This window comes from Ruegeria sp. (assembly GCF_965199275.1).
Lineage (GTDB): Bacteria > Pseudomonadota > Alphaproteobacteria > Rhodobacterales > Rhodobacteraceae > Ruegeria.
In genome coordinates, this window is record NZ_CBDAQX010000008.1 from 339,434 (window position 1) to 363,153 (window position 23,720).

General features: G+C 58.3%; 21 protein-coding genes and 2 pseudogenes. 8 read left to right on the plus strand and 15 right to left on the minus strand.

Annotation, left to right across the window (positions count from 1 at the left end; genetic code table 11):
- Nucleotides 1-4: 4 nt before the first annotated feature.
- The gene (locus ACOERD_RS03865) at nt 5-1,168 is read right to left on the minus strand and encodes a M20 aminoacylase family protein (RefSeq protein WP_419738108.1); all 1,164 of its coding nucleotides are present in this window, start codon (nt 1,166-1,168) and stop codon (nt 5-7) included.
- A gap of 66 nt (nt 1,169-1,234) precedes the next feature.
- Here ACOERD_RS03865 and mazG point away from each other — a divergent pair, with 66 nt between their 5' ends.
- The 3 genes from mazG to ACOERD_RS03880 all read left to right on the plus strand — a co-directional run bounded on the left by mazG (nt 1,235) and on the right by ACOERD_RS03880 (nt 3,529).
- Entirely contained in the window at nt 1,235-2,080 is an 846-nt protein-coding gene (gene mazG / locus ACOERD_RS03870) for a nucleoside triphosphate pyrophosphohydrolase (RefSeq protein ID WP_419738109.1), read from the plus strand.
- Nucleotides 2,081-2,144: 64 nt separating this feature from the next.
- Entirely contained in the window at nt 2,145-3,083 is a 939-nt protein-coding gene (locus ACOERD_RS03875) for a nucleoside hydrolase (RefSeq protein ID WP_419738110.1), read from the plus strand.
- Complete coding sequence (locus ACOERD_RS03880; protein ID WP_419738111.1) at nt 3,080-3,529, plus strand: N-acetyltransferase family protein; 450 nt, start codon at nt 3,080-3,082, stop codon at nt 3,527-3,529. Before ACOERD_RS03875 ends, ACOERD_RS03880 begins: the two co-directional genes overlap by 4 nt.
- Here the strand turns inward: ACOERD_RS03880 and ACOERD_RS03885 are convergent.
- From ACOERD_RS03885 to ACOERD_RS03900, 4 genes are all read right to left on the minus strand, one after another.
- A complete protein-coding gene (locus tag ACOERD_RS03885) occupies nt 3,526-3,696 on the minus strand; it encodes a hypothetical protein (protein WP_170466505.1) in 171 nt (56 codons plus the stop codon). The genes ACOERD_RS03880 and ACOERD_RS03885 overlap by 4 nt on opposite strands.
- Nucleotides 3,697-4,063: 367 nt before the next feature.
- Entirely contained in the window at nt 4,064-5,806 is a 1,743-nt protein-coding gene (locus tag ACOERD_RS03890) for an IS1634 family transposase (protein ID WP_419737624.1), read from the minus strand.
- A 175-nt stretch (nt 5,807-5,981) separates the two neighbouring features.
- Complete coding sequence (eno, locus tag ACOERD_RS03895) at nt 5,982-7,259, minus strand: phosphopyruvate hydratase (RefSeq protein WP_419738112.1); 1,278 nt, start codon at nt 7,257-7,259, stop codon at nt 5,982-5,984.
- A 136-nt stretch (nt 7,260-7,395) separates the two neighbouring features.
- Nucleotides 7,396-8,307, minus strand: coding sequence for a DMT family transporter (locus ACOERD_RS03900; protein WP_419738113.1), 912 nt, complete (start codon nt 8,305-8,307; stop codon nt 7,396-7,398).
- Here ACOERD_RS03900 and ACOERD_RS03905 point away from each other — a divergent pair.
- Entirely contained in the window at nt 8,300-10,042 is a 1,743-nt protein-coding gene (locus tag ACOERD_RS03905) for an IS1634 family transposase (protein WP_419737624.1), read from the plus strand. The two genes, ACOERD_RS03900 and ACOERD_RS03905, sit on opposite strands and share 8 nt — an antisense overlap.
- 85 nt (nt 10,043-10,127) lie before the next feature.
- Here ACOERD_RS03905 and ACOERD_RS03910 read toward each other — a convergent pair whose 3' ends face one another.
- The 3 genes and pseudogenes from ACOERD_RS03910 to ACOERD_RS03920 form a co-directional block, all read right to left on the minus strand.
- Complete coding sequence (locus tag ACOERD_RS03910) at nt 10,128-10,451, minus strand: EamA family transporter (RefSeq protein WP_419738114.1); 324 nt, start codon at nt 10,449-10,451, stop codon at nt 10,128-10,130.
- 140 nt (nt 10,452-10,591) lie between these two features.
- Nucleotides 10,592-11,005 carry a Fur family transcriptional regulator gene (locus ACOERD_RS03915; protein WP_170373928.1) on the minus strand — a complete coding sequence of 138 codons (414 nt, stop codon included), beginning with the start codon at nt 11,003-11,005 and terminating at the stop codon, nt 10,592-10,594.
- Between the two features lie 83 nt (nt 11,006-11,088).
- Nucleotides 11,089-11,289 (minus strand): annotated as a pseudogene (locus ACOERD_RS03920) (endonuclease/exonuclease/phosphatase family protein); the annotation flags it as partial.
- A 117-nt stretch (nt 11,290-11,406) separates the two neighbouring features.
- Between ACOERD_RS03920 and istA the strand changes: the two are divergent.
- Together istA and istB are read left to right on the plus strand one after the other, a co-directional pair.
- Nucleotides 11,407-12,915: an IS21 family transposase gene (gene istA / locus ACOERD_RS03925; RefSeq protein WP_419737605.1), complete on the plus strand. Its 1,509-nt coding sequence runs from the start codon at nt 11,407-11,409 to the stop codon at nt 12,913-12,915.
- On the plus strand, nt 12,902-13,633 hold the full coding sequence (gene istB / locus ACOERD_RS03930) for an IS21-like element helper ATPase IstB (RefSeq protein ID WP_419737606.1): 732 nt from the start codon (nt 12,902-12,904) through the stop codon (nt 13,631-13,633). Before istA ends, istB begins: the two co-directional genes overlap by 14 nt.
- A gap of 196 nt (nt 13,634-13,829) precedes the next feature.
- On the opposite strand, the pseudogene ACOERD_RS03935 reads toward istB, so the two are convergent.
- Nucleotides 13,830-14,339, minus strand: a pseudogene (locus ACOERD_RS03935) (endonuclease/exonuclease/phosphatase family protein); the annotation flags it as partial.
- 157 nt (nt 14,340-14,496) lie between these two features.
- Here ACOERD_RS03935 and ACOERD_RS03940 point away from each other — a divergent pair.
- Nucleotides 14,497-15,414 carry an adenylate/guanylate cyclase domain-containing protein gene (locus ACOERD_RS03940; RefSeq protein ID WP_170466490.1) on the plus strand — a complete coding sequence of 306 codons (918 nt, stop codon included), beginning with the start codon at nt 14,497-14,499 and terminating at the stop codon, nt 15,412-15,414.
- On the opposite strand, the gene ACOERD_RS03945 is transcribed toward ACOERD_RS03940, so the two are convergent.
- Nucleotides 15,390-16,808, minus strand: a complete 1,419-nt coding sequence (locus tag ACOERD_RS03945; RefSeq protein WP_419738115.1) for a protein adenylyltransferase SelO — start codon at nt 16,806-16,808, stop codon at nt 15,390-15,392. The genes ACOERD_RS03940 and ACOERD_RS03945 overlap by 25 nt on opposite strands.
- A gap of 87 nt (nt 16,809-16,895) precedes the next feature.
- Here ACOERD_RS03945 and ACOERD_RS03950 point away from each other — a divergent pair, with 87 nt between their 5' ends.
- On the plus strand, nt 16,896-17,318 hold the full coding sequence (locus tag ACOERD_RS03950) for a cupin domain-containing protein (RefSeq protein WP_419738116.1): 423 nt from the start codon (nt 16,896-16,898) through the stop codon (nt 17,316-17,318).
- A gap of 514 nt (nt 17,319-17,832) precedes the next feature.
- Here ACOERD_RS03950 and ACOERD_RS03955 read toward each other — a convergent pair.
- Genes ACOERD_RS03955 through ACOERD_RS03975 form a run of 5 tightly spaced genes read right to left on the minus strand, consistent with a single transcriptional unit; the run spans nt 17,833 to nt 23,679 of the window.
- The gene (locus ACOERD_RS03955) at nt 17,833-18,774 is read right to left on the minus strand and encodes an ABC transporter permease (RefSeq protein WP_170377319.1); all 942 of its coding nucleotides are present in this window, start codon (nt 18,772-18,774) and stop codon (nt 17,833-17,835) included.
- The gene (locus ACOERD_RS03960) at nt 18,771-19,814 is read right to left on the minus strand and encodes an ABC transporter permease (protein ID WP_419738345.1); all 1,044 of its coding nucleotides are present in this window, start codon (nt 19,812-19,814) and stop codon (nt 18,771-18,773) included. Before ACOERD_RS03960 ends, ACOERD_RS03955 begins: the two co-directional genes overlap by 4 nt.
- Nucleotides 19,804-21,324 (minus strand): ABC transporter ATP-binding protein, encoded by a 1,521-nt coding sequence (locus ACOERD_RS03965; protein WP_419738117.1) that lies wholly within the window; start codon nt 21,322-21,324, stop codon nt 19,804-19,806. The genes ACOERD_RS03960 and ACOERD_RS03965 overlap by 11 nt, the downstream gene beginning before the upstream one ends.
- Complete coding sequence (locus ACOERD_RS03970; RefSeq protein WP_419738346.1) at nt 21,321-22,715, minus strand: amidase; 1,395 nt, start codon at nt 22,713-22,715, stop codon at nt 21,321-21,323. The genes ACOERD_RS03965 and ACOERD_RS03970 overlap by 4 nt, the downstream gene beginning before the upstream one ends.
- The gene (locus tag ACOERD_RS03975; protein WP_170641936.1) at nt 22,696-23,679 is read right to left on the minus strand and encodes a BMP family protein; all 984 of its coding nucleotides are present in this window, start codon (nt 23,677-23,679) and stop codon (nt 22,696-22,698) included. Before ACOERD_RS03975 ends, ACOERD_RS03970 begins: the two co-directional genes overlap by 20 nt.
- Nucleotides 23,680-23,720: the final 41 nt, after the last annotated feature.

The window sequence follows — 23,720 nt, forward strand, 5'->3', positions numbered from 1 at the left end:
CCCCTCAGCCCAGCGGCTGCGCCTTTTCCACGATCCGGGCAAAGAACGAGGCCCCGACCGGTGCTATATCATCGTTGAAGTTGTATTTCGGGTGGTGCAGCCCGGCGCCCTCACCCTGACCCAGAAACAGATAAGCCCCTGGACGCGCCTGCAACATGTATGAGAAATCCTCGGCCCCCATGTCACGGCCCATATTGTCGACAACGCGGTCCTCGCCTGAGACCTCGCGCGCCACATCTGCGGCAAAGGCCGTTTTCTCGGCGTCATTGATCGTCGCCGGATAGCCGATCTGATAGTCCAACCTCGCCTCAACCCCGTATGAGGCCGCTTGCCCTGCCACGACCTGCTCCATCCGCTCCATCACCATCTTCTGAACAGTTGGGTCAAACGTGCGCACGGTGCCGTTCAGGTAAGCCGTGTCCGGAATCACATTGTTCACCGTTCCGGCGTGAATCTGCGTGACGGAAATCACCAGATCCTGCACCGCATAGTGGTTCCGGCTGACAATCGTCTGGATCGCCTGCGCAATCCCGCAGGCCGCCATGACCGGGTCCTTTGTCTGGTGTGGCAAAGCTCCGTGGCCGCCCTGCCCTTGCACGTGGATCTCGAACGTGTCCACGGCGGCCATCAGAGGCCCGGCGGTCGTGTAGAAGGCGCCCTCGGGGTTTCCCGGATCATTGTGAATGCCATATACCTGAGAGATATCGAACCGGTCCATAATGCCTTCCTGCACCATCACATCCGCGCCACCGCCTTCTTCTTCGGCCGGTTGAAAGATCAGCGCCACGCGGCCCGCGAAATTCCGCGTCTCGGCCAGATAGCGTGCAGCCCCCAACAGCATCGTGGTATGGCCGTCATGCCCGCAGGCATGCATCTTGCCGGGGTTTTTCGAGGCGTATTCAACGCCCGTCTCCTCGGGGATCGGCAGCGCGTCCATATCGGCCCGCAACCCGATGGTCGGGCCGTCGCCCTGTCCGTTGATGATCGCCACCATCCCGGTCTTGGCAATGCCTTCGTGCAACTCATCCACGCCGAACTCCCTCAGACGCTCGGCCACGAAAGCGGCTGTCTCGTAGCATTCGAACTCCAGTTCAGGGATCGTATGCAAGTGCTGGCGCCACTTGGCCATATCGGCGGCAAAATCGGCAATTCGGTTGACGACGGGCATCTGGGGTGGACTCCTGATCGTGACTGCGGAATGGATGCATCTCACACCGGAACGAAAGGGTTCGCAATGGCTGAAAATCCTCTGATCCATGACAGCGATGCGGGTATCGAGCGCCTGCTGGAAATCATGCGCCGTTTGCGCGACCCGCAAAGCGGTTGTCCGTGGGACATCGAACAGGATTTCGCCACCATCGCCCCCTACACGATCGAGGAAGCCTATGAGGTCGCCGACGCCATCGAACGGCAGGCCTATGATGAGCTGAAGGGAGAGCTGGGCGACCTTCTCTTCCAATCCGTCTTCCACGCGCAAATGGCTGAGGAAGCCGGGCATTTCACCTTTCAGGACGTAGTCCGCACCATGTCGGACAAGATGGTCAATCGGCACCCGCATGTGTTCGGCGACGAATCTCGTGAAAAGTCCGCCGACCAGCAAACCAAGGACTGGGAGACCATCAAAGCCGCCGAACGCGAGGGCAAAGAACAAAAAGGTGCGCTGGATGGTGTAGCCGCGAACCTGCCCGCCCTACTGCGGGCGCATAAGCTGCAGAAACGGGCGGCGCGTGTGGGATTCGACTGGCCCGATGCCAGTCATGTCCTCGCCAAGATCACCGAAGAGGCCGCCGAGTTGGAAGAAGCGCGCAACGCCAAGGACGCCGACGCGCTGGAAGATGAATTCGGCGATCTGTTGTTCGTGATGGTCAATCTCGGGCGGCATCTGGGGATCGAACCCGAGGCCGCTCTGCGCCGCACCAACGCCAAGTTCACCCGCCGCTTTGAACAGGTCGAGGCTCGTCTGGCCGCGCGAGGCAAGACCCCTGCGCAAAGCGATCTGGCCGAGATGGACGCGCTGTGGGATGAGGTGAAGACTGAGGAACATCGCGCCAATGGCAAACTCCCGCCAGTTGGGGCCTGAATCAGGTGGACAAGTCGCGTGACACTTGCGACTGTCCGACCTTCACGCCCCCCCGGAGACTCCAATGCCCCGCAAGATCATCATCGACACCGACCCCGGTCAGGACGACGCCGTCGCCATTCTTTTAGCGCTCGCCAGCCCCGAAGAGATCGAGGTGCTGGGTATTACTGCCGTCGCCGGGAATGTGCCGCTTGAACTGACCGCCAAGAACGCGCGTATTGTCTGTGAGTTGGCGGGCCATACCGAGGTGCCGGTCTATGCCGGATGCGACCGGCCGCTTAAACGCCCTCTTATCACGGCTGAACATGTGCACGGCAAAACTGGGCTCGACGGGCCTGTGCTTCCCGATCCCGAAATGCCTTTGACCGAGGGCCACGCGGTCGATTTCATCATCGAAACCCTGCGCACGCAGGAACCCGGGACAGTCACGCTCTGCCCGCTGGGGCCACTGACAAACATCGCGACCGCCTTCCAGAAGGCCCCCGATATCGTCGACCGGGTGCAGGAAATCGTGCTGATGGGCGGTGCCTATTTCGAGGTCGGGAACATCACACCAGCCGCGGAGTTCAACATTTATGTCGACCCCGAAGCTGCTGATATCGTGTTTAAATCTGGCGCTCATATTGTCGTCATGCCTCTTGATGTGACCCATGACGCTTTGGTTACACCGCATCGCAATGACGCATTCAGATCGCTGGATAGTAAGGTCGGTCATGCCGTCGCTGAAATGACCGATTTCTTCGAGCGCTTTGACAAGGAAAAGTACGGCTCAGAAGGCGCACCATTGCACGATCCCTGCGTTACCGCCTATTTGATTCAGCCAGAACTGTTCTCGGGTCGCCACATTAATGTTGAGATCGAAACCAAGTCAGAATTGACGCTGGGCATGACAGTCGCTGACTGGTGGCGTGTAACAGACCGAAAACCGAATGCTATGTTCATGGGCGACGTAGACGCCCAAGGATTCTTCACCCTCCTCACGGAAAGGCTGGCCCGCCTATGACCGCCGCTTTAAGACTGGCTCGCCCCGAAGATCTGGACCGCCTGATGGGGCTGGTCTCTGCGTTCCATGCCGAACAAGGGATCGCACAGGACGCCGACCAACGGCGCGAGGCACTGATGCCTTTGCTTGAGGGCATCCCCCATGGCTGCATCTACCTGATCGGCCCAGGTCGCGCGCCTTTGGGCTATATCATCCTGACCTTCGGCTGGTCGGTTGAATTCGGAGGCATGGATGGGTTCGTGGACGAAATCTACATCCGCCCCGCCGTTCGTGGCCGAGGTATCGCAACCGAGGTCCTACTTGAATTGCCTAAAGCCTTGGCCGAGGCCGGGCTGACGGCCCTGCACCTAGAAGTTGAACGCACGCATGAGGCGACGCAGAAACTATATCTGCGCACCGGCTTCAAACCACGCGAGCGCTACATGCTGATGAGCAAAGCGCTCTAGCGCGACTCGCCCCGGAAAACCACATTCGGGTTATAGTACATCTCCTGCACCGGATCGTCGGAGGAGACCTTTTGCCCAGTGATCGGATAGGTCCCCGGCCCCGCACAGGCCGCCAGAAATACAGTGCTGAGAACTGTCGCTACGAGAAGGAATTTCGAACCAGTCATGGTGTGCTCCTTTCTGTAATGACTTCAGTATAGAACACGAAACCGTGAGCTCTGTGTGATTAAGTTCACACATAAGATCCGTTAACCCGCTAAACACCTGCAGATAAGACGAATTCTCTTAGCCGAAGGAATTCACAGTCGCAGCCGTCCTTTTACCATCAAAAAGGCCCTCTTTCCGGGAAAAGAGGGCCTCCGGCAGTGCTCAGAACCGGGTTTGAAATCAACGTTTCAGGATCGATGCTCCGGCATATTCCGCCTGACTTCCGACATTTTTTCGTATAAGTCATTGATATTATTATGCCTTGGTTGCCAAAAGGCACTACACGGACTTTTTTCGCCAGCGATTGTTTCGGAGTGTTGAGGGAGCTCAGGCTTTGGTCTGGCCAGTTTTTCGGGTGCGCCCGGGGGGTATCTTGAAAGGGGCTTCGTTCCAGGTCAGGCCGACGCAGGTGAGGATGCGTCTGGCATCGACCGTGGCATGGCTTGGCATGCCGTAGCGGTCAGGGGTGCCTTTGTGGCGCAGGATCGAGAGCTGCAATGCGTTCAACTCGTTGCGGATACGAGCCGGGCTCATCGGGTGTCCGAGCAGGTCCAGATGCTTGCGCAGGTGCTGCAGGCAGCAGAAGGCCATGTAGCAGATGGCGATATGGGCCCGGACCCGACGCGGCGACCAGTGATAGATGGGCCGGATTTTCAGATCGTGCTTGTTGGTGCGGAAGCAGGCTTCGATCTCCCACAACTGGTGATAGCGGGCAATGACGTCCTGTGCCTCCAGTTCGTCCGCACCATGAACAACAATGGCATGCAGCCCGTCCCATTGTGCCGCTGCCTTGATCTTTGCATCATCCAGCGTGACGTCCCCGCTGTCGGGGAAGGCCAGGAAGCGGCCATATCCCCGGCTGCTGAAGCTGCCGGGTTTGCGAGAGCGCTTGAGCTTCTTGTGCAGCTTTTCGATTGCCTTGTCGCGCTTGTGGGCATCATTGCGTGCCCGGGTGGGTGACCAGGTCACAATGACCCGCGCTCCCTCCTGGTCGATCACCTTGTACCAGCCCTTCTCGGTTGCCTCTTCAGAACCGTGTCCAGCCCAAGGCTGGCGTCCCTCCGGGCTCAAAATGTTCGCCTTCACGGCGGCCGGGGCGGACTTCATGCGATAGCCGAGGATGTAGGGCAGACCCTTGTTCTGCAACATCTGCTGGTTGTCCTTGCTGAGCATGGCGGCATCGGCCACGAACGTGACCCTGGCCACGTCGAAGCGTCCCTCCAACGCCTTCAGCGCAGCTTCCAGCGTATGACCTTCCCAGGTGTTTCCCGGGAAGAGTTCATAGCCCACAGGCAGCCCATCGGAGGTGACGATCAGCGCCAGCATGACCTGAGCGCGGTGATGCTTGCCATCCTTGCTGAAGCCCTTGGCCAGAAGATGATCCTGCTCGACCCCGTCCGCATCCTCGGCCGGGTCCTCGCGCTCGGTGTCAAAGGCCAGGGTCGTGCAATCGTAGAACAGCACGGTCACTGGCCCGCCCAGCAACTTCTCTGCCGCCGCGTGAGAGGTTTTGCAAATCCCGTCTATCACCGGCGTATTGATGTAATCCATGCTCCGATAGACCACGTCCAGATTGAGCGTGATGCCTGCCTGGTTCTCCAACGCCTCCACGGTCGCGCGCTTGCTCTCGGGCTGTGCGATCCGCGCCATAACCAGCTCTTTCACAATGCGATTGGCACTTTTACGCGCCGCCCCCAGAAGGGCCCCCCAACCCAGTTGGTCATACATCGTCCCCATGACATCCCGCAGACCCAGAGAGACCCGCGCCTCCTCACGGCACTCGGCAAGATCAACGCCAAGCTTGTCCGGCCGCGGAGCGCGGCGCACCAGCGCCTGCAGATCGGCATATTCCGTGGGCGTGAACAGTTCCATTTGCGGCGAGCGATCAATGCGTAATTGCTCCATCAAGCGGCCCGCCAGACGCTTGATATCCTCAATCTCGCTGTCGTTATGGGCCACACCCACATGGCGCAGGATCTTCTGGCGTACCTTGGAGCCGGTGCGGACGGATTCAACGATCTGGATCCGTGTGCGGTTGAGCTTTGCGTCATGTTTGGTGCGGATGAACATGGGCGAAGAGGTTAGCCATCTGAAGGCCCATGTCAATACTTTTTATAATAATGGGGCACTACAACGCGCCTCTGAGCAACCACACCTGAAAACAAACCAAAAACCCAGTCAGATCAACAAAAAGGTCGGAAGTCAGGAAGAGGGCCTCCGGCAGTGCTCAGAACCGGGTTTGAAATCAACGTTTCAGGATCGATGCTCCGGCATATTCCGCAACTTCACCCAGAGATTCTTCAATACGGATCAGTTGGTTATACTTGGCCAACCGGTCCGAACGCGCCAGCGAGCCGGTTTTGATCTGTCCACAATTGGTCGCCACGGCCAGGTCGGCGATGGTGGCATCTTCGGTCTCGCCCGAGCGGTGCGACATCACGTTGGTATAGCGCGCGCGGTGGGCCATATCGACGGCGCGTAGTGTCTCGGTCAGCGATCCGATCTGGTTCACCTTGACCAGCATCGAGTTGGCGCAGCCACGTTCGATCCCTTCAGCCAGACGTGCTGGGTTGGTCACGAAGAGGTCGTCGCCGACCAGCTGAACCTTGTCGCCAATCGCGTCGGTCAGTGCTTTCCAGCCATCCCAGTCGTCTTCGGACATGCCGTCCTCGATCGAGATGATCGGATAGTCTTTGACCAAGGTCGCTAGATACTCGGCGTTTTCCTCTGAGGTTAGCGAGATATTTTCACCCGCCAGCACATATTTACCGTCCTTGAAGTATTCGGTCGCGGCGCAATCCAGGGCGAGGTGAATTTCCTCACCCGGCTTGTAGCCCGCTTTTTCGACCGCCTGCAGGATGAAATCCAATGCCTCACGGGTCGATGCGATGTTGGGGGCAAAGCCGCCTTCGTCGCCCACTCCGGTGGCCAGACCGGCAGCCGACAGCTCGCGCTTAAGCGTGTGGAACACCTCGGAGCCCATGCGGACCGCCTCGCGAATATTCGCAGCCGAGGTCGGCATGATCATGAATTCCTGAATGTCGATTGGGTTGTCGGCGTGTTCGCCGCCATTGATGATGTTCATCATCGGAACCGGCAAAACGCGGGCCGAGGTACCGCCGACATAGCGGTACAGAGGCTGCGTGGTGAAATCCGCTGCCGCCTTGGCCGCTGCAAGCGAAACACCCAGAATGGCGTTTGCGCCCAGACGACCCTTGTTCTCGGTGCCGTCTAGTTCAATCATAGCCTGGTCGATGGCGACCTGTTCGGTCGCGTCAAAACCCACCAGTTCCTCAGCGATCTCACCGTTGACGGCAGCAACGGCCTCGAGCACGCCCTTGCCCATGTAACGCGCCTTGTCACCGTCGCGTTTTTCAACCGCCTCATAGGCGCCGGTGGAGGCACCCGAGGGCACAGCCGCGCGGCCCATTGTGCCGTCTTCCAGAATCACGTCGACCTCAACCGTCGGGTTGCCCCGGCTGTCCAGGATTTCGCGTGCGTGAATGTCGATGATGGTACTCATGAGGGCGGTCCCTGTGGCTGCATTCCGTTGCACGCGTCATAGCAGCACGGAACTAAAAGTAAACCATTTCCGTTATCGCTAACACGTACATTCCCGGCCCTTTAGGGCTAACAGCGTCATGTTTGCGCCAACAGGGCTACGCGGCGGCCAATGCCATTTCGCGCGCCAACTTGCGTTCGCGTAGAAAGGTATACAGGCCCGAGCCGATGATCAGGGACGCCCCGGCCAGTGTCATCAGGTCCGGACGTTCGCCAAAGACCAGGACACCCGCAAGGATCGAGAACAACAGCCGCGTGTAGCGAAACGGCGTGACGGCCGAGGCTTCGCCGACGCGCATTGCGATCACGATCGCATAGTAGCCCAGAACACCGAAAAAGGCCGCTCCAGCAAAAGGCCATATCTCAGCGCTTTGCATGGCTTCCAGTGGATGGCCGCTCATGATCATCAAGGCTGCACCGCCGACAGCCAAAGCCAGATAAGCCTGTAACGACACCACCGCTGACGAGACCTTGCTGTCCAACCGCCGCGTAATCAGATCACGCGCCGCCACGCCGATCACCGCAGCCACCACATAGAGGGATTCCGGGCGGAACCCTTCAAGCCCGGGCCGGATGATCATCAGCACGCCGATAAAGCCAACGCCAATCGCGCTCCAGCGTCGCCAGCCGACCTGTTCACCCAGAAACAGCGCTGCCCCCATGGTGACCGCTAGTGGCATTGCCTGAAACACGGCCGCGACGGTCGAAAGGTCCACACGGGCCAGCGCCGTCACAAAGGCCACCGCAGCGACGGCCTCGGACATAGCGCGGATCATCGGCAAAAGCTGCCACGCCTCGGGCACAAAAATCCGTTTGCGGGTTGCGATGGCCATGACCAGAAATACGACAGAGCAGACCAGCCCCACCTGACTTCCGACCTTTTTGTTGATCTGACTGGGTTTTTGGTTTGTTTTCAGGTGTGGTTGCTCAGAGGCGCGTTGTAGTGCCCCATTATTATAAAAAGTATTGACATGGGCCTTCAGATGGCTAACCTCTTCGCCCATGTTCATCCGCACCAAACATGACGCAAAGCTCAACCGCACACGGATCCAGATCGTTGAATCCGTCCGCACCGGCTCCAAGGTACGCCAGAAGATCCTGCGCCATGTGGGTGTGGCCCATAACGACAGCGAGATTGAGGATATCAAGCGTCTGGCGGGCCGCTTGATGGAGCAATTACGCATTGATCGCTCGCCGCAAATGGAACTGTTCACGCCCACGGAATATGCCGATCTGCAGGCGCTGGTGCGCCGCGCTCCGCGGCCGGACAAGCTTGGCGTTGATCTTGCCGAGTGCCGTGAGGAGGCGCGGGTCTCTCTGGGTCTGCGGGATGTCATGGGGACGATGTATGACCAACTGGGTTGGGGGGCCCTTCTGGGGGCGGCGCGTAAAAGTGCCAATCGCATTGTGAAAGAGCTGGTTATGGCGCGGATCGCACAGCCCGAGAGCAAGCGCGCGACCGTGGAGGCGTTGGAGAACCAGGCAGGCATCACGCTCAATCTGGACGTGGTCTATCGGAGCATGGATTACATCAATACGCCGGTGATAGACGGGATTTGCAAAACCTCTCACGCGGCGGCAGAGAAGTTGCTGGGCGGGCCAGTGACCGTGCTGTTCTACGATTGCACGACCCTGGCCTTTGACACCGAGCGCGAGGACCCGGCCGAGGATGCGGACGGGGTCGAGCAGGATCATCTTCTGGCCAAGGGCTTCAGCAAGGATGGCAAGCATCACCGCGCTCAGGTCATGCTGGCGCTGATCGTCACCTCCGATGGGCTGCCTGTGGGCTATGAACTCTTCCCGGGAAACACCTGGGAAGGTCATACGCTGGAAGCTGCGCTGAAGGCGTTGGAGGGACGCTTCGACGTGGCCAGGGTCACGTTCGTGGCCGATGCCGCCATGCTCAGCAAGGACAACCAGCAGATGTTGCAGAACAAGGGTCTGCCCTACATCCTCGGCTATCGCATGAAGTCCGCCCCGGCCGCCGTGAAGGCGAACATTTTGAGCCCGGAGGGACGCCAGCCTTGGGCTGGACACGGTTCTGAAGAGGCAACCGAGAAGGGCTGGTACAAGGTGATCGACCAGGAGGGAGCGCGGGTCATTGTGACCTGGTCACCCACCCGGGCACGCAATGATGCCCACAAGCGCGACAAGGCAATCGAAAAGCTGCACAAGAAGCTCAAGCGCTCTCGCAAACCCGGCAGCTTCAGCAGCCGGGGATATGGCCGCTTCCTGGCCTTCCCCGACAGCGGGGACGTCACGCTGGATGATGCAAAGATCAAGGCAGCGGCACAATGGGACGGGCTGCATGCCATTGTTGTTCATGGTGCGGACGAACTGGAGGCACAGGACGTCATTGCCCGCTATCACCAGTTGTGGGAGATCGAAGCCTGCTTCCGCACCAACAAGCACGATCTGAAAATCCGGCCCATCTATCACTGGTCGCCGCGTCGGGTCCGGGCCCATATCGCCATCTGCTACATGGCCTTCTGCTGCCTGCAGCACCTGCGCAAGCATCTGGACCTGCTCGGACACCCGATGAGCCCGGCTCGTATCCGCAACGAGTTGAACGCATTGCAGCTCTCGATCCTGCGCCACAAAGGCACCCCTGACCGCTACGGCATGCCAAGCCATGCCACGGTCGATGCCAGACGCATCCTCACCTGCGTCGGCCTGACCTGGAACGAAGCCCCTTTCAAGATACCCCCCGGGCGCACCCGAAAAACTGGCCAGACCAAAGCCTGAGCTCCCTCAACACTCCGAAACAATCGCTGGCGAAAAAAGTCCGTGTAGTGCCTTTTGGCAACCAAGGCATAATAATATCAATGACTTATACGAAAAAATGTCGGAAGTCAGGAAACACGGCCGCGACGGTCGAAAGGTCCACACGGGCCAGCGCCGTCACAAAGGCCACCGCAGCGACGGCCTCGGACATAGCGCGGATCATCGGCAAAAGCTGCCACGCCTCGGGCACAAAAATCCGTTTGCGGGTTGCGATGGCCATGACCAGAAATACGACAGAGCAGACCAGCCCCAGCATAACAAGAATCTGGCCAGGCATGATGGATGACGTCAGCTGCTTGATGAACACATCCTCAAGCGTGAAAGCCGCCATAGACGCAATGACCAGCAAAATGCCGTTGACGTTGTTCATGGGTCTGTCCGTAAAGAAATGGGCGGCACCAATTGCCGCCTTCTCGCTTCAGCAAAACCGTATGTATTGCGTTAAATCAAGACCTATCACATCGCGGGCGATGAATTGTCTTGTTGCCACCCATCGCGTTTGGTGATGGATCACTCAGGCTTGATGGGAACGCCATACAGCTCCAGCCGGTGCCCCTTCAGGCGATAGCCCAACTTTTCCGCGATCTTTTCCTGCAGGGCTTCGATCTCGGGGTCGACGAATTCGATCACTTCCCCCGATTGCATGTCGATCAGGTGATCATGGTGATCTCTCTCGGCATCTTCATAACGGGCGCGGCCATCGCCGAATTCCAGACGCTCCAGAATGCCAGCCTCTTCGAATAGTTTCACCGTGCGGTAGACCGTTGCGATCGAGATACCCGAATCCAAAGCGGACGCGCGGGCGTAGAGTTCTTCGACATCCGGGTGGTCCGCGCTCTCCTCGAGAACCTGCGCAATGGTGCGCCGCTGGCCGGTCATGCGAAGGCCCTTGGCTTCACAACGCGAAATGATCGTATCCGGCATGATGCCCCTCAGAAACTACTCGGGTGTCTGTCTTAGTATGTCCGCACGCGCCGCGCCACAAGAATTCGACATGCCTGCGCAGATCATCCTTCAAGGCGCAGATCGGCCCAGATAGGCAAATGGTCCGAGGCGATATGGGCCGGGCGATCCTCGTGCACGCCATGCGCATGCACCTCGACCCCCTGCCCCAGGGCAATCCGGTCCAAAGCGCCCAAGGGCTGGGCGGCGGGAAAGCTGGGTATCGGAGGCAGAAACCGCATCTCGGGCACGAGGTTGTCCAACACCTGTAGAAAAGCGTGCAATTTTGACCCCCTAAGCGGGTAAATCGGCGTCCAAATTTGACCCCTCCCTATGGTTGTAGACATCCTTTTCATTGAGCAGTCGATGGAGAGGCAAGCGGGATGATTTGCGTGGAAACTATTAGAAAAGTGCGTCGCTTACACCTGATCGAAAAAAAGAGCATCAAGGAAATTTGCCGTTCGCTCAATTTGAGCCGTGCAACGGTTCGAAAGATAATCCGATCGGGAGTGACGGAGTTCAAATATGAGCGCAAATCGCAGCCATACCCGGTGCTCGGGCCTTGGCGCGCGCGTCTGGATGAAACGCTTGAGGAGAACGAGGCGCTTCCGAAGAAACACCGCAAGCGGATGACCAAAATCTGGAAGGAACTCTCCGATGATGGTTTTGGCGGCGGGTATGACAGTGTTCGACGCTACACAAAGAATTGGCGCATTGCGCACGGCCGACAACAGGCGCAGGCGTTCATCCCGCTGATCTTTGATCCTGGGGAGGCGTACCAGTTCGACTGGAGTGTGGAGACGGTTTTGATGGACGGTGCACTCACGACCGTGAAGGTTGCCCATTTCAAACTTTGCCATAGCCGCATGCCATTCTCCATTGCCTATCCGCGCGAGACGCAGGAGATGGTCTTTGATGCCCACGACGAGGCCTTCAAATTCTTTGGTGGAGGCTGCATCAACGGGATCTACGATAACATGACGACCGCCGTCGATGCGATCCTGTCGGGCAAGGAAAGAAAGTTCAACAAGGCATTCTCCCGGATGTGTTCTCATCATCTGGTGAACCCGATCGCCTGTACGCGCGCGGCCGGTTGGGAGAAGGGTCAGGTTGAGAATCTGGTCAAGGAGAGCCGCGCCTATAGTTTTACACCGCGTCTGGAGGTGGCCGACTTCGATGAATTGAATGCCCGGCTGCAAAAAGACGCGATCAAACGCGCAAAAGAACTGCGGCATCCGGAAAACCTGGAGGTGACGGTCTGGGAGGAGTTCCAGCAGGAAAAGCCGCTGCTGACGCATCTGCAGAAGCCCTTCGTCGGGTTCCGTGAAAAGACGGTCGCCGTGAGCCGAACCTGCCTGATCAACTTCGAAAGAAACAAATACAGCGTTGAGGCAAGAGCTGTTGGACGTCAGGTCCAGTTGCAGGTCTACGCCACGCGGATTGTCCTGCGCCAAGACGGTGAGATTGTCGGAGAGCACGAACGGTGCTTCGGCCGAGGAAAAACGATCTTCAACCCTTGGCACTATGTGCCCGTCCTCAAGCGCAAGCCTGGCGCTCTGCGCAATGGAGCACCGTTCCGTGACTGGGACCTACCACCGGCAATGACGCAGATCTGGACCCATCTGCGGGGCACATCCGACGGAGACCGGCAACTTGCCGATATTCTTTTCGCTGCTTACCAGCACGACATTGATGTGGTCGAGGCTGCCTGCGAAGAAGCTCTAAAATCTGGCCTGCGCAAGGCCGATGCGATCCTGAACATTGTCTCTCGGCGCACCAATCCCCCGCCGCCAAAGGCGATTGAGCCGCCTGCCCACCTGCAGCTGAAAATGGCACCGATCGCGGATTGCGCTCGCTATGACAGGCTTGGAGGCTCCCATGCAACTGCGTAAGGAAATTCTCGAACTTGCCCGTCAACTGAAGTTGCCAGGCATCGTCAACTGCTTTGACGAAGTGATGCAGGCCGCAGCCAAAAACAACTGGCGGCCCCAACAGGTCGTGGCCGAACTCCTCACGGCCGAACTGGCCGAAAAGACTGCGCGCTCGATCCGGTATCAGATGGGTGCCGCAAAGTTCCCGGTCTGCAAGTCCTTACCTGAGTTCGACTTCACGGTCAGCCCCGTCAACGAGGAAGTCGTGCGCAATCTTCATGACGGCGATTTTATGGACCAGGCCAGGAATGGCGTGCTGGTCGGTGGAACCGGATCGGGCAAAACGCATCTCGCAACAGCGATCGGGGGCCACGCGGTCAATAACCGCCGGCGGGTCAGGTTCTTCAGCGCTGTGGATCTCGCGAACAAGCTGGAGGCTGAACATCGCGAAGGCAACGCCGGGCGGCTCAGCGAGCAGCTGATCCGCGTCGACCTCGTGATTATAGACGAACTCGGTTATCTGCCGTTCGCAGAGTCTGGTGGACGATTACTCTTCCATCTCATCAGCAAACTGTACGAGCGAACGTCTATTCTGCTAACAACCAACCTCGCATTTGCTGAATGGCCGAGTGTGTTCACAGATGCCAAAATGACCACTGCTCTCCTGGATCGACTGACACACCATTGCGATATCATCGAAACCGGGAACGAAAGCTGGCGAATTAACCACCGCGACTAACCTCGAAATCGGGGAATAAATTCAAAACAGACAGCAGGTCAAACCTTCAGTCGAGCTACGCTCTCTTTTCGGTTTGACCTGCTGTCCACCCCCTCCTGAATCAACCTAAACACGACCCCCTCAACGCCCCTCTTAGCTCCAAGGGGGGTCAAATTTGGACGCCGATGGGGGGTCATTATTCAATGCCGATTGACACCAACACCGGTGAGCGCGACCATTCGTTGAAATCCCCGGCCCAGACCGTCGGCATATCCTCCAGATCCGCGCCGAACTGGCGGATGTGAGTGATCTGCCGGCGACGCGAAGCGGACAGCAACCCAAGATGCATGCCCATCACCCGAAGCGGCCCAATGGGAGTATCGAACTCAACCCGCACCGCGCCGCGCGGCTCGAACCCCGGCAATTCGTGATGGCCGGTTTGACGGACCGAGATCGCATCGCCCCGCCAGATCACCGCATTTCCATGCCATCCCAAACTGCCTGCCCCGCCGAGATCGACGATCTGCCATCCCGCCTCATCCAACATGAACTGAGGCAGCGCTGCAGGCCGTGGCGGCAAGCGTTTGTCAGCCTCCTGCAACACGACGATATCGGCGCGCATTCCTTCGAGAACCTGAAGGATACGCTGTGGCTGACGCCTAAGATCAAGGCCGACACATTTCTGGATATTGTAGCTGGCAAGCCGCAGAACCGAGGGTATTTTCATATCGCTTTTCAGGGTCAACGGCACCGATTTGGAACCTTTGGAATGGGCGCGGTGTTGCAATTCTCAGCGCGTTCCCTCAAAGGTTTATGAGCATTACATTAAATAAGTTTACACGAAATCAAGCGGGGTTAAACTGCCGCAAAAAGGAAACTCGCCCTTGGACGTTGAATCCACATTCGCCACGATGATCATTGCCGATATCGTGGGCAGTACGCCGCTCTACAAGGCGGTGGGCGATGACGAAGCCCAGCGCTTGATCCAGCTCGAGATCGACCGGCTGCGCTCGGTCCTGCAGGAATTTGGTGGCATTCCGGTCGGGCAGAAGGGCGACGATGTTCTCAGTTATTTCGAGAACCCAAGCGCGGCCTACAACGCTGCCCTGAAGCTGATCGAGCCTTCAACCCATACGCCGCTGTCGGTCCATGTCGGCGTACATTGCGGCCCCATCGTGATCGGCAAGCGTGGCATCTATGGCGAGGCCGTCAACGTGACCGCCCGTTTTGCAACCGCAGCCAACCCGGGCGAGGCCTGCTTCAGCCAGGGGATCGCTGTCTTGCTGCCTGCCGATCTTCGGCGCACGCTGACACCTCTGGGCCAACTCAGCCTAAAGGGGCTGACCGAGCCTCAGACGGCCTATTCCTTGATCCATCCCGAATCCGACTCGATCTCGCAGACGAGGCTGCCACAGAGTTTTGGCCGCACGGAAGAGAACTGGCAGCCCCGCGAAGGTCTGACCCTGATCCTGCGCCATGAGGACCGCGTCTGGCGCTGTCTCGGCAACGGAGAGTTCAAGATTGGCCGTGCACCTGACTGCGATGTGGTCCTGCCGCAGCCCTGGATCTCGCGCTTGCATGCGGTCCTTGCCATGAAAGCCGGCAAGCTGATCCTGACAGATCGCAGCACCTCGGGGACCTACGTGAAATCAGAATCCGGGCGCGAAATCCAACTGAAACGGGAATCGGTCATGCTGGCCGATAGCGGTCTGATCTCACCGACCCTTCCCATCGACATGTCCGAGACCTGCCTTCAATTCGAGCTGCTAGGCCGCAATCAGGTTCCGCAGAACGTGGCGTGAACCACTTCATTTGCACTGGGGGGCCGTGTTAGGTCGACATTCTCGGGCTGATCCGCAAAGGGGCGTGACAACACATCGTTCAAACGATGGAATGGCGCATAATCCCCCTTCACCGCAGCTTCGATCATTTGCTCAATGCGGTGGTTGCGCGGAATGAACGCTGGGTTCGCCGCTGCCATCACCCCTTCCGGGTCCGCTTCGCGCGACATGCGGTCCTGCCAACCCTCAGCCCAGCCATCAAAGGCCTCTGGATTCGTGAACTGATCCCGCGCGGTCTCACCGCCCAGCGCCCGGAACGTGTTGGTGAAATCCGCCTGCTCCTCCGCCATACGCTTCAACAGGTCGGTGATCAGCTCAAGATCGCCCTCCTCCTCACGCGTCAAACCCAGCTTGGCACGAAAGTGGCTCAACCACTCCTGCTGCAGCAGATCGGGCATGGCGTGTACGATCTCAGTCGCCTTTTCGACACCGTTCTGAGGGTCATCGTATTGCTGGATCAAGGCCGTTGCCAGTTGCGCAAGATTCCACACCGCGATTTCGGGCTGGTTGGAATAGGCATAACGCCCCATCCGGTCGATCGAGCTGAAGACCGTATTCGGATGATAGCTGTCCATAAAGGCGCAAGGACCATAGTCGATGGTCTCCCCTGCGATCGAGGAATTGTCCGTATTCATCACCCCGTGAATGAACCCAACGCTCATCCACGCCGCGATCAGCTTTACCTGCGCATCACGAACCGCCCGCAACAGCCCCATAGGCCCTTCAGCCTCGGGGTAGTGGCGCTGGATGGCATAGTCGGTCAATTGCTTCAGACTTTCGACCTGCCTGCGCCCGGCAAAGACCTGAAATGTTCCAACGCGCAAATGGCTCTGCGCCACACGGGTCAGAACTGCCCCGGGCATCGGCCCTTCGCGGTAAACGGCTTCGCCTGTTTCAACAGCGGCCAAAGCCCGCGTGGTCGGAATGCCCAGCGCATGCATCGCTTCCGAGACCACATACTCTCGCAACACCGGCCCCAGCCATGCCCGCCCATCGCCTTGCCGCGAATAAGGTGTCCGGCCCGAGCCCTTTAGTTGAATGTCACGGCGTATCCCGTCTTCGCCCACAGTCTCTCCCAGCAAAACCGCGCGCCCGTCCCCGAGCTGAGGATTATAAGTCCCGAACTGGTGCCCTGAATACAGCTGCGCCAAAGGCTCTGCTCCGTCGGGCACCGTATTCCCTGCAAAAGCCTGCGCCATCTCCGTGACATCTCCAGGTGAGATGCGCAAAATCCGCGCCAACCCCTTGTTGAACGCAATCAACTGAGGCTCTTTCACAGGGACCGGAGACTGCCGCGTGTAAAAGGCATCCGGCAAACGGGCGTAGGAGTTATCAAAGGGGATCGTAAAGGTCATGGCGCAAACATATGACCTGACGCGATGATTGCCATAGCGGATCGCGCGAACCCATGCATAATCGTGCAAAAACCCAAAAGGACAAACATGACCGCGCAAGAGATCATTGACCACTTGAACCTACAAAAACACCCTGAAGGCGGCTGGTACCGCGAGACTTGGCGGGCCCAAAACGAGGGCCGCGCCACGGGCACCTGCATCTATTTCCTGCTAGAGGCCGAGGAATCCAGCCACTGGCACCGTGTCGATGCGACCGAGATCTGGCTTTACCATGCAGGCGCCCCTTTGATCTTGTCGATCAGCGAAACCGACCAAGGCCCCGCCACCGACCACCTTCTCAGCCCCGACCTGTCCAAAGGCGCGCCGCAACTGATCGTTCCTGATAACCACTGGCAAGCCGCCCGAACGACCGGAGACTATACTCTGGTCAGCTGCACCGTCTCTCCCGGTTTCGAATTCGAAGGCTTCGACCTCGCCGCCCATGGTTTCGACATCCCTCGCAGCCGATAGAACGAAGGATCCAAACTTCATCTGGCTAAAAATATCCCGGGGGAGGCGCGCAAAGCGCGGCGGGGGCAGAGCCCTTAGCCCCTTCTATAGCTTTACTTTCAGTTTTACTCGAGAAGCTATCACTCCTGATTGTGATCTCTCGGGCATGGGCCAAGCGCGAACGTAAAAATCGGCCCAAGGCAGCCATTTGCGTCAGCTGCATAGAAGGTTTGGTTCGAACCCTAAAGCGACCAATGCGATCAGCGCAGCGTTCATCAAAAAGGGCGGAAACCGGCCATTCGCCGCGTGCGCGAGCTTGTCAGGTAGAACAATCGGAGGCAGGCATTCAAGTGATCTTTAGTCCGGATTTCGATCTGCGCGACTGAATGACACCGGAATGTGAAAAAATAGATATTGTGCAGAGAATTCCGGATTGTGATTTTGGTCTTGTGCGCAGCGCTTCGTTAGCTGGTCGAGTAGATGGCTATTTTGATGATTTTTTCGTTTTCTAGCCAATATGTTTGAAACTATGCCACTAACGTTCGCCGCGTCGGTAGGGTGCCATCAATGCCGCGGGGACTTCGGCTCTGCGGGCGACAAGGACGAGCGCAACGATCGAAAGTACATACGGCGCCATAAGGAACAATTGATATGGCACACCCTCAACCGTTGTCTGTAATCGCAGTTGGTAGGCATCGAAGAAAGCGAACAACATCGCGCCAATCAAAGCCTTGCTGGGCCGCCAGCTAGCGAAAACTACCAATGCGATGCAGATCCAACCGCGCCCTTGCACCATGCCCGGGAAAAAGCTGTTGAACGCCGTTGTGGTCAGGAAGGCTCCGCCGACCGCCATCAAGGCCGACCCGACAACAACTGCGCCGATACGGATACGGATCGGGTTCAGCCCCTGCGCCTCAACCGCATGAGGGTTCTCTCCGGTCATACGAATAGCCAACCCCAAGGGCGTGCGGGCAAGAACATAGGCCATCACAACCACCGCAGCGAGCGCCAGATAGGTCGGCAAAGCTTGGTTAAAAAGGATCGGTCCCAAAACGGGAAGATCTGACAGGACCGGAATATCGAGCGGCTTAAAAGCCTCGATCGTAGGGGGCAAATCTCCCACCTCAACAAGCAACCTGTACAAGTAATAGGCTAAAGCGGATGCAAAAAGCGTTATGCCCAGCCCTGAGACGTGTTGGGAAAGCCCTAGTGGAACTGTCAGCATGGCATGAAGCAATCCCATCACCGCGCCGCAAAACGCTGCAAAAATGAGGCCTGCAAGCAATGGTGCTCCCATGTAGACGACAAGCCAACCGCTCATCGCCCCCATGGTCATGATCCCCTCGATTCCCAGATTAAGCACGCCCGAACGTTCGCAAAGCAACGCACCCAGAACACCAAATATGAGCGGTGTCGCAATACGCAGCACGGAAGCCCAAAGACTGGTATTCAGCAGCAGGTCAATTGCATCACTCATCTGCGCACCCGGTAGGTTGTGAAAAGAAGGGCCACGATCATGGTGAGTAGGCAAAGCGCCACAATCACATCGGCAATGAAACTGGGAACACCCGTCGCACGGCTCATGGCGTCGGCCCCGACAAAGACGGTGTCGACGAAAACAGCGGCAGCGACCACTCCGGCCGGATGCAAAGCGGCGAGCATGGCGACGACAATGCCTGCATAACCAAATCCGGGGCTCATAGTGGTGGTAACCCCCGCAGTGACCCCCATGACTTCGACAGACCCGGCAAGCCCAGCCAGCGCGCCCGAAAGCAGGGCCACCTCCATGATCGTCTTAGGCAGGGAGACTCCGGCAAAAGCGGCAGCGCTGGTATTTAAACCTGCGGCGCGTGTTTCAGCACCAAAAACAGTGCGCGCAAGGATCAGCCAAACAGCACCAGCTGCAGCGATGGCAGCAAGCAACCCGATATGGAGACGTGTGCGGGGGATCAGATCCGGAAGGCGGTAATCCCCGTCTACGGGCACCGAAGAGGGCCACCCAAAGGCCAGCGGATCGCGCATAGGACCCTCAATCATGAGACCAACGAAAAGGATCACGATGAAGTTGAGCAGCAGGGTTGTCACCACCTCATCTACGCCGAAACGCAAGCGTAGAAAGGCAGGCCCTGCCAACAGGGCCGCGCCTGCCGCCATGCCTGCCAACATCAAGATCGGAATACCTATCCACCCTGGAACCCCGAGGGAATGACCGATCCAAGCGGTGATTAGCGCCCCAACAAAGAACTGTCCCTCGCCCCCGATGTTCCAAAGCCGCGCTCGGAAGGCGACAGCTGCGGCAAGCCCCGTAAAGATAAGCGGAGTGGCGCGGGTCAGCATCTCGGCGATGGAAAGGCGCGAGCCGAATGCGCCATTCACCATTTCGCCATAAGCCGATAGCGGATTTACATCAGCAGCTGCGATGAGACCTGCGGCCAAAAGCAATGCAGCAAAGATCGCGGCCAGTGGTGCAATGATCGCGAGGTGCAGCGGCACATGTGAGCGTCGTTCAAGCCGCATCATCATTTTCCTTCCAAACACCTGCCATCATCAGGCCAAGGCGTTGTGGGTCGGCTTCATCGGCCGATATCGGTTCTGACAAGCGCCCTTTTACGATGGCCTGTATTCGGTCTGACAGGGCTACAGCTTCTTCCAATTCTTCTGAGATGAGCAGGATTGCGGCACCTTCCGCCCGCGCTGCCAAAAGCTCGGCATGAACCGAAGCAATTGCCCCTTCATCAAGACCACGCGTTGGCTGGTTTGCGAGCACAAAGCGCGGCCCATTGGTCAGAACCCGGCCAAGGATCAGCTTTTGCATATTGCCGCCGGACAGCAGCCTTGTTCGCGTGTCGGGGCTGGCGCCGCGGATATCAAAGCGTTCGATCAGCGCCGCAGTGTAATCCCGGGCGGCGCGTTGTCGAACAAAGCCGCGGTGCGAAAATTCAGGTGTGCGCAAGCGCTCAAGCACCGCATTTTCCCACAAACTCAATTCGCCCACAACGCCTTCTGCATGCCGATCTTCAGGCACCCTGCCTGCCCCCGCGCGGATCATGCCGCGCGGACCCAGATGGCCGATATCTTCGTCCAAAAGTGTTAACTGACCCGCACTCGGGTGTGCCAATCCTGACAGCAGCGCTCCGAGGGAGGACTGACCATTGCCTGAAACGCCAACGATACCAAGGATTTCACCGGCATTGACGGCGAACGACACATCATCCAGCCGCAACTCACCGTCTTCCTTTACGCTCACATCCTTTGCGATCAGGACTGGCGCTCCAATCTCATGGTCTAGACGTACGGGGCGTTCAACCTTGCGGCCAACCATCAGTTCCGCCAACTCTTCTGGTGTGGTTTCGGATGTTTTGCGTTCCGCGACCATCCTGCCGCCACGAAGCACCGCCACGCGGTCAGAGGCTGCCATGACCTCGTGCAGCTTGTGGCTGATGAAAATAAGCGAGAGGCCTTCTTTCGTCATATCTCGCAGCGTCTCGAACAGGCGCATCGCCTCGGGCCGGGCCAGAACGGCAGTAGGTTCATCCAAGATCAGTATGCGCGCGTCGCGATAGAGCGCTTTCAGAATCTCGACCCTTTGACGTTCGCCAACGGAAAGCGTCCGAACCTTGGCCTCTGGATTTACAGGCAGGCCGAACCGCTCTGAGATCTGCAACAGTTTCTTGCGCGCCTCTCCACGAGCAGAACGCACGCGCGTCAGGGGTTCGGAACCAAGCATAACGTTTTCCAGAACCGTAAGGTTGCCCGCAAGCGTGAAGTGCTGGTGTACCATCCCCACTCCCACCTCGATCGCTGCGCGCGGCAGGCCCGGGGGCAGCTCTTTTCCAAATACCCTGACCGTGCCTTCGTCGGCTGCGTAATGGCCGAACAGGATATTCATTAGCGTAGTCTTACCCGCACCATTTTCGCCCAGAAGAGCAAGAATTTCACCTTTTTCTAGTGTGAGGGTCACATCATCATTGGCGGTGAGTGTTCCGAAATGCTTGGTTATGCCGTTTAGTTCCAGAACCTTGTTCATGTGGTCAGGCCTGCGATTGGGTGTGGAAAAGGGATTGCGGGCGCGCGGGCTTCGATAAGTGCGCCAAGTTTCAGCAGCGCAAAATCCGAGCCGGGGGGACCAATCAGATGAACGCCGATTGGAAGACCATTTGCCAGGCCAAAAGGCAGCGCCAAAGCTGATAAGCCCGCTACATTTGCAAGTGCTGCGTTCGGGGCAAAAGCCTCAAGCCGCGCCATGTGATCGTCTGGGGAGGAGCCGGACAGATCCAAAGCGCCTACAACGGGCGGCGCAGACGAGAGAATCGGCATCAGGACAGCATCGGCAGACTTGAAAAGCTTGCGAGATCGTTTTTTCAGATGTGCGAGCTGTCGTGAGGTAGCAAAAAGCGCTGTGGCCGACGTCGCACGGCCCTCGGCAGCCATGGCCGCAGCAAGTGGTGGAACCTCATCATCATGTATCTTGAGCGCAGTCAGCCACTCGGCCAACGAAACAGCTAGTATGGTTCGGGCGATTGCGTGAGCCTCATCCCCCAATTGGTCGGGAGCACGAATATCGCGCACCTCACAACCTGCATCGCGTAGCGCGTCGGCAGCACTTTCAGCGGCCTTGCACTGGTCGGCACCGCAACGCGCCGGCAATGCCAATGCGACACGGGGGCGTTCTGACAGATATACCGGGGCCATGGGCTGGGCTACCGCTTCAAAGGCGGTCTTTACATCGCGGACAGACCGCGCAAGGACCAACTCAGACGCTATGCCCATCAGGTAATTGGCAAAATCAGGGCCTCCGGGCACCGCGCCACGAGAAGGCTTGAGTCCGGTCAAGCCGCAGCACGCAGCCGGAACCCTGATTGACCCGGCTGCATCCGTGGCATGAGCAATTGCAACAATACCAGCTGCAACCGCGGCTGCGGCGCCGCCGGATGAGCCACCGGGTGTCAGTGCAGGGTTCCATGGATTACGGGTCACAGCCGCGCCATCGGGTTCGCATGTCAGTGAAAGGCCAAACGGCGGTGTTGCGGTCAAGCCGAAAGGGATCAGGCCGGTTCGGCGAAGACGGTGTAGCAGGTGGCTGTCGCTTTCGGGTCTACGACATCGCGCACGGATTGCCGCAGATCCTGCCGTCGCCGGCAACCCTTTTGCGGAACCACCTAGGTCTTTCACCAAAAAGGGAACCCCATGAAATGGCCCGCGCTGGTCTGGTGGCAATGCGTCTGCCACCTTTGCCCCATCGCGGGCCATTTCTTCGTCCAGATATACCACGGCCCCCAAATCCACCCGTGCGTGGCAGGCGGCAAGGCTGGATTCAATCAGTTCGCAGGCAGAAATCTGCCCTGCCGTGATGGCAGCTGCAAGAGCCGTGGCATCGGTCACGTCGAGACCCTCTGGATCAGGAGGGCTCGCTTTCATCAATCGGAACGTCCCATTCACCGGATTGAATCGCGGCTTGTTTGGCCTCCATCCCCGGGATGGCGTCGGCGGGCACTTCATCGGCGACATAGATCAACTCATTGCCGCCATGCGCCATAAAGGAATATTCGGTGTAGTTACGACCTGTTGGATTACCGGCCTGAACATCCGCCACGATGGCCTGGATGGTCGGACCGTAATTCCAGATTGCATTGGCAAAGACCGTGCCCGGGTAGCGTGGAGTATAGTCGATGAGCGAACCGATGGCCTTTACACCTCGCGCTTGGGCCGCATCCGCAGTGCCAATGCGCTCACCAAACAATATGTCCGCGCCCGCATCGATCTGGGCAATCGCAGCTTCCTGCGCGCGGGCCGGATCGAACCATGCACCGATAAAACCGTTAACGAAGGTGGCGTCTGGGTTCACTTCGCTTACGCCCATGCGGAAAGCATTGATCAACAGGTTCACCTCGGGGATCGGATAACCACCGACCGAGCCATAGACATTGCTTTCGGACATTTGACCCGCGAGCATACCGGCCAGATAGGCTGCCTCGTGGTTGCGTGTGCCAAAGACACCGAAATTGTCACCTTCTGGCCCACCGGAAGACCCCATCAGAAACGCAGTGTCGGGGTAGTCACCCGCCACTTCGCGTGCTTCACGCTCCACAGCGTAAGATTCACCCCAGATGATTTGCGCACCTCCTTCGGCATATTCGCGCATCGCGCGGGGATAGTCGGTCGGAGCTACTCCTTCTGAAAACTCATACTCTATAAGGCCAGCGCCGGCGGCTTCCTGCATCGCCAGGTGAATGCGGCTGTTCCACGCATTTTCGACCGGAGACATGTGCACGCCGGCGACGCGGATCGCAGATTGCGCATTCACGCGACGGATATAAGCCGGCAGGGCCAGCGTGGCCGCAGCGCCGACCATCAGTTGCCGGCGGGTTGTGGTGAGTTTCATTGGTAGATCCTCTTCTGTTGGTTACAATTCTTCTTGTTATT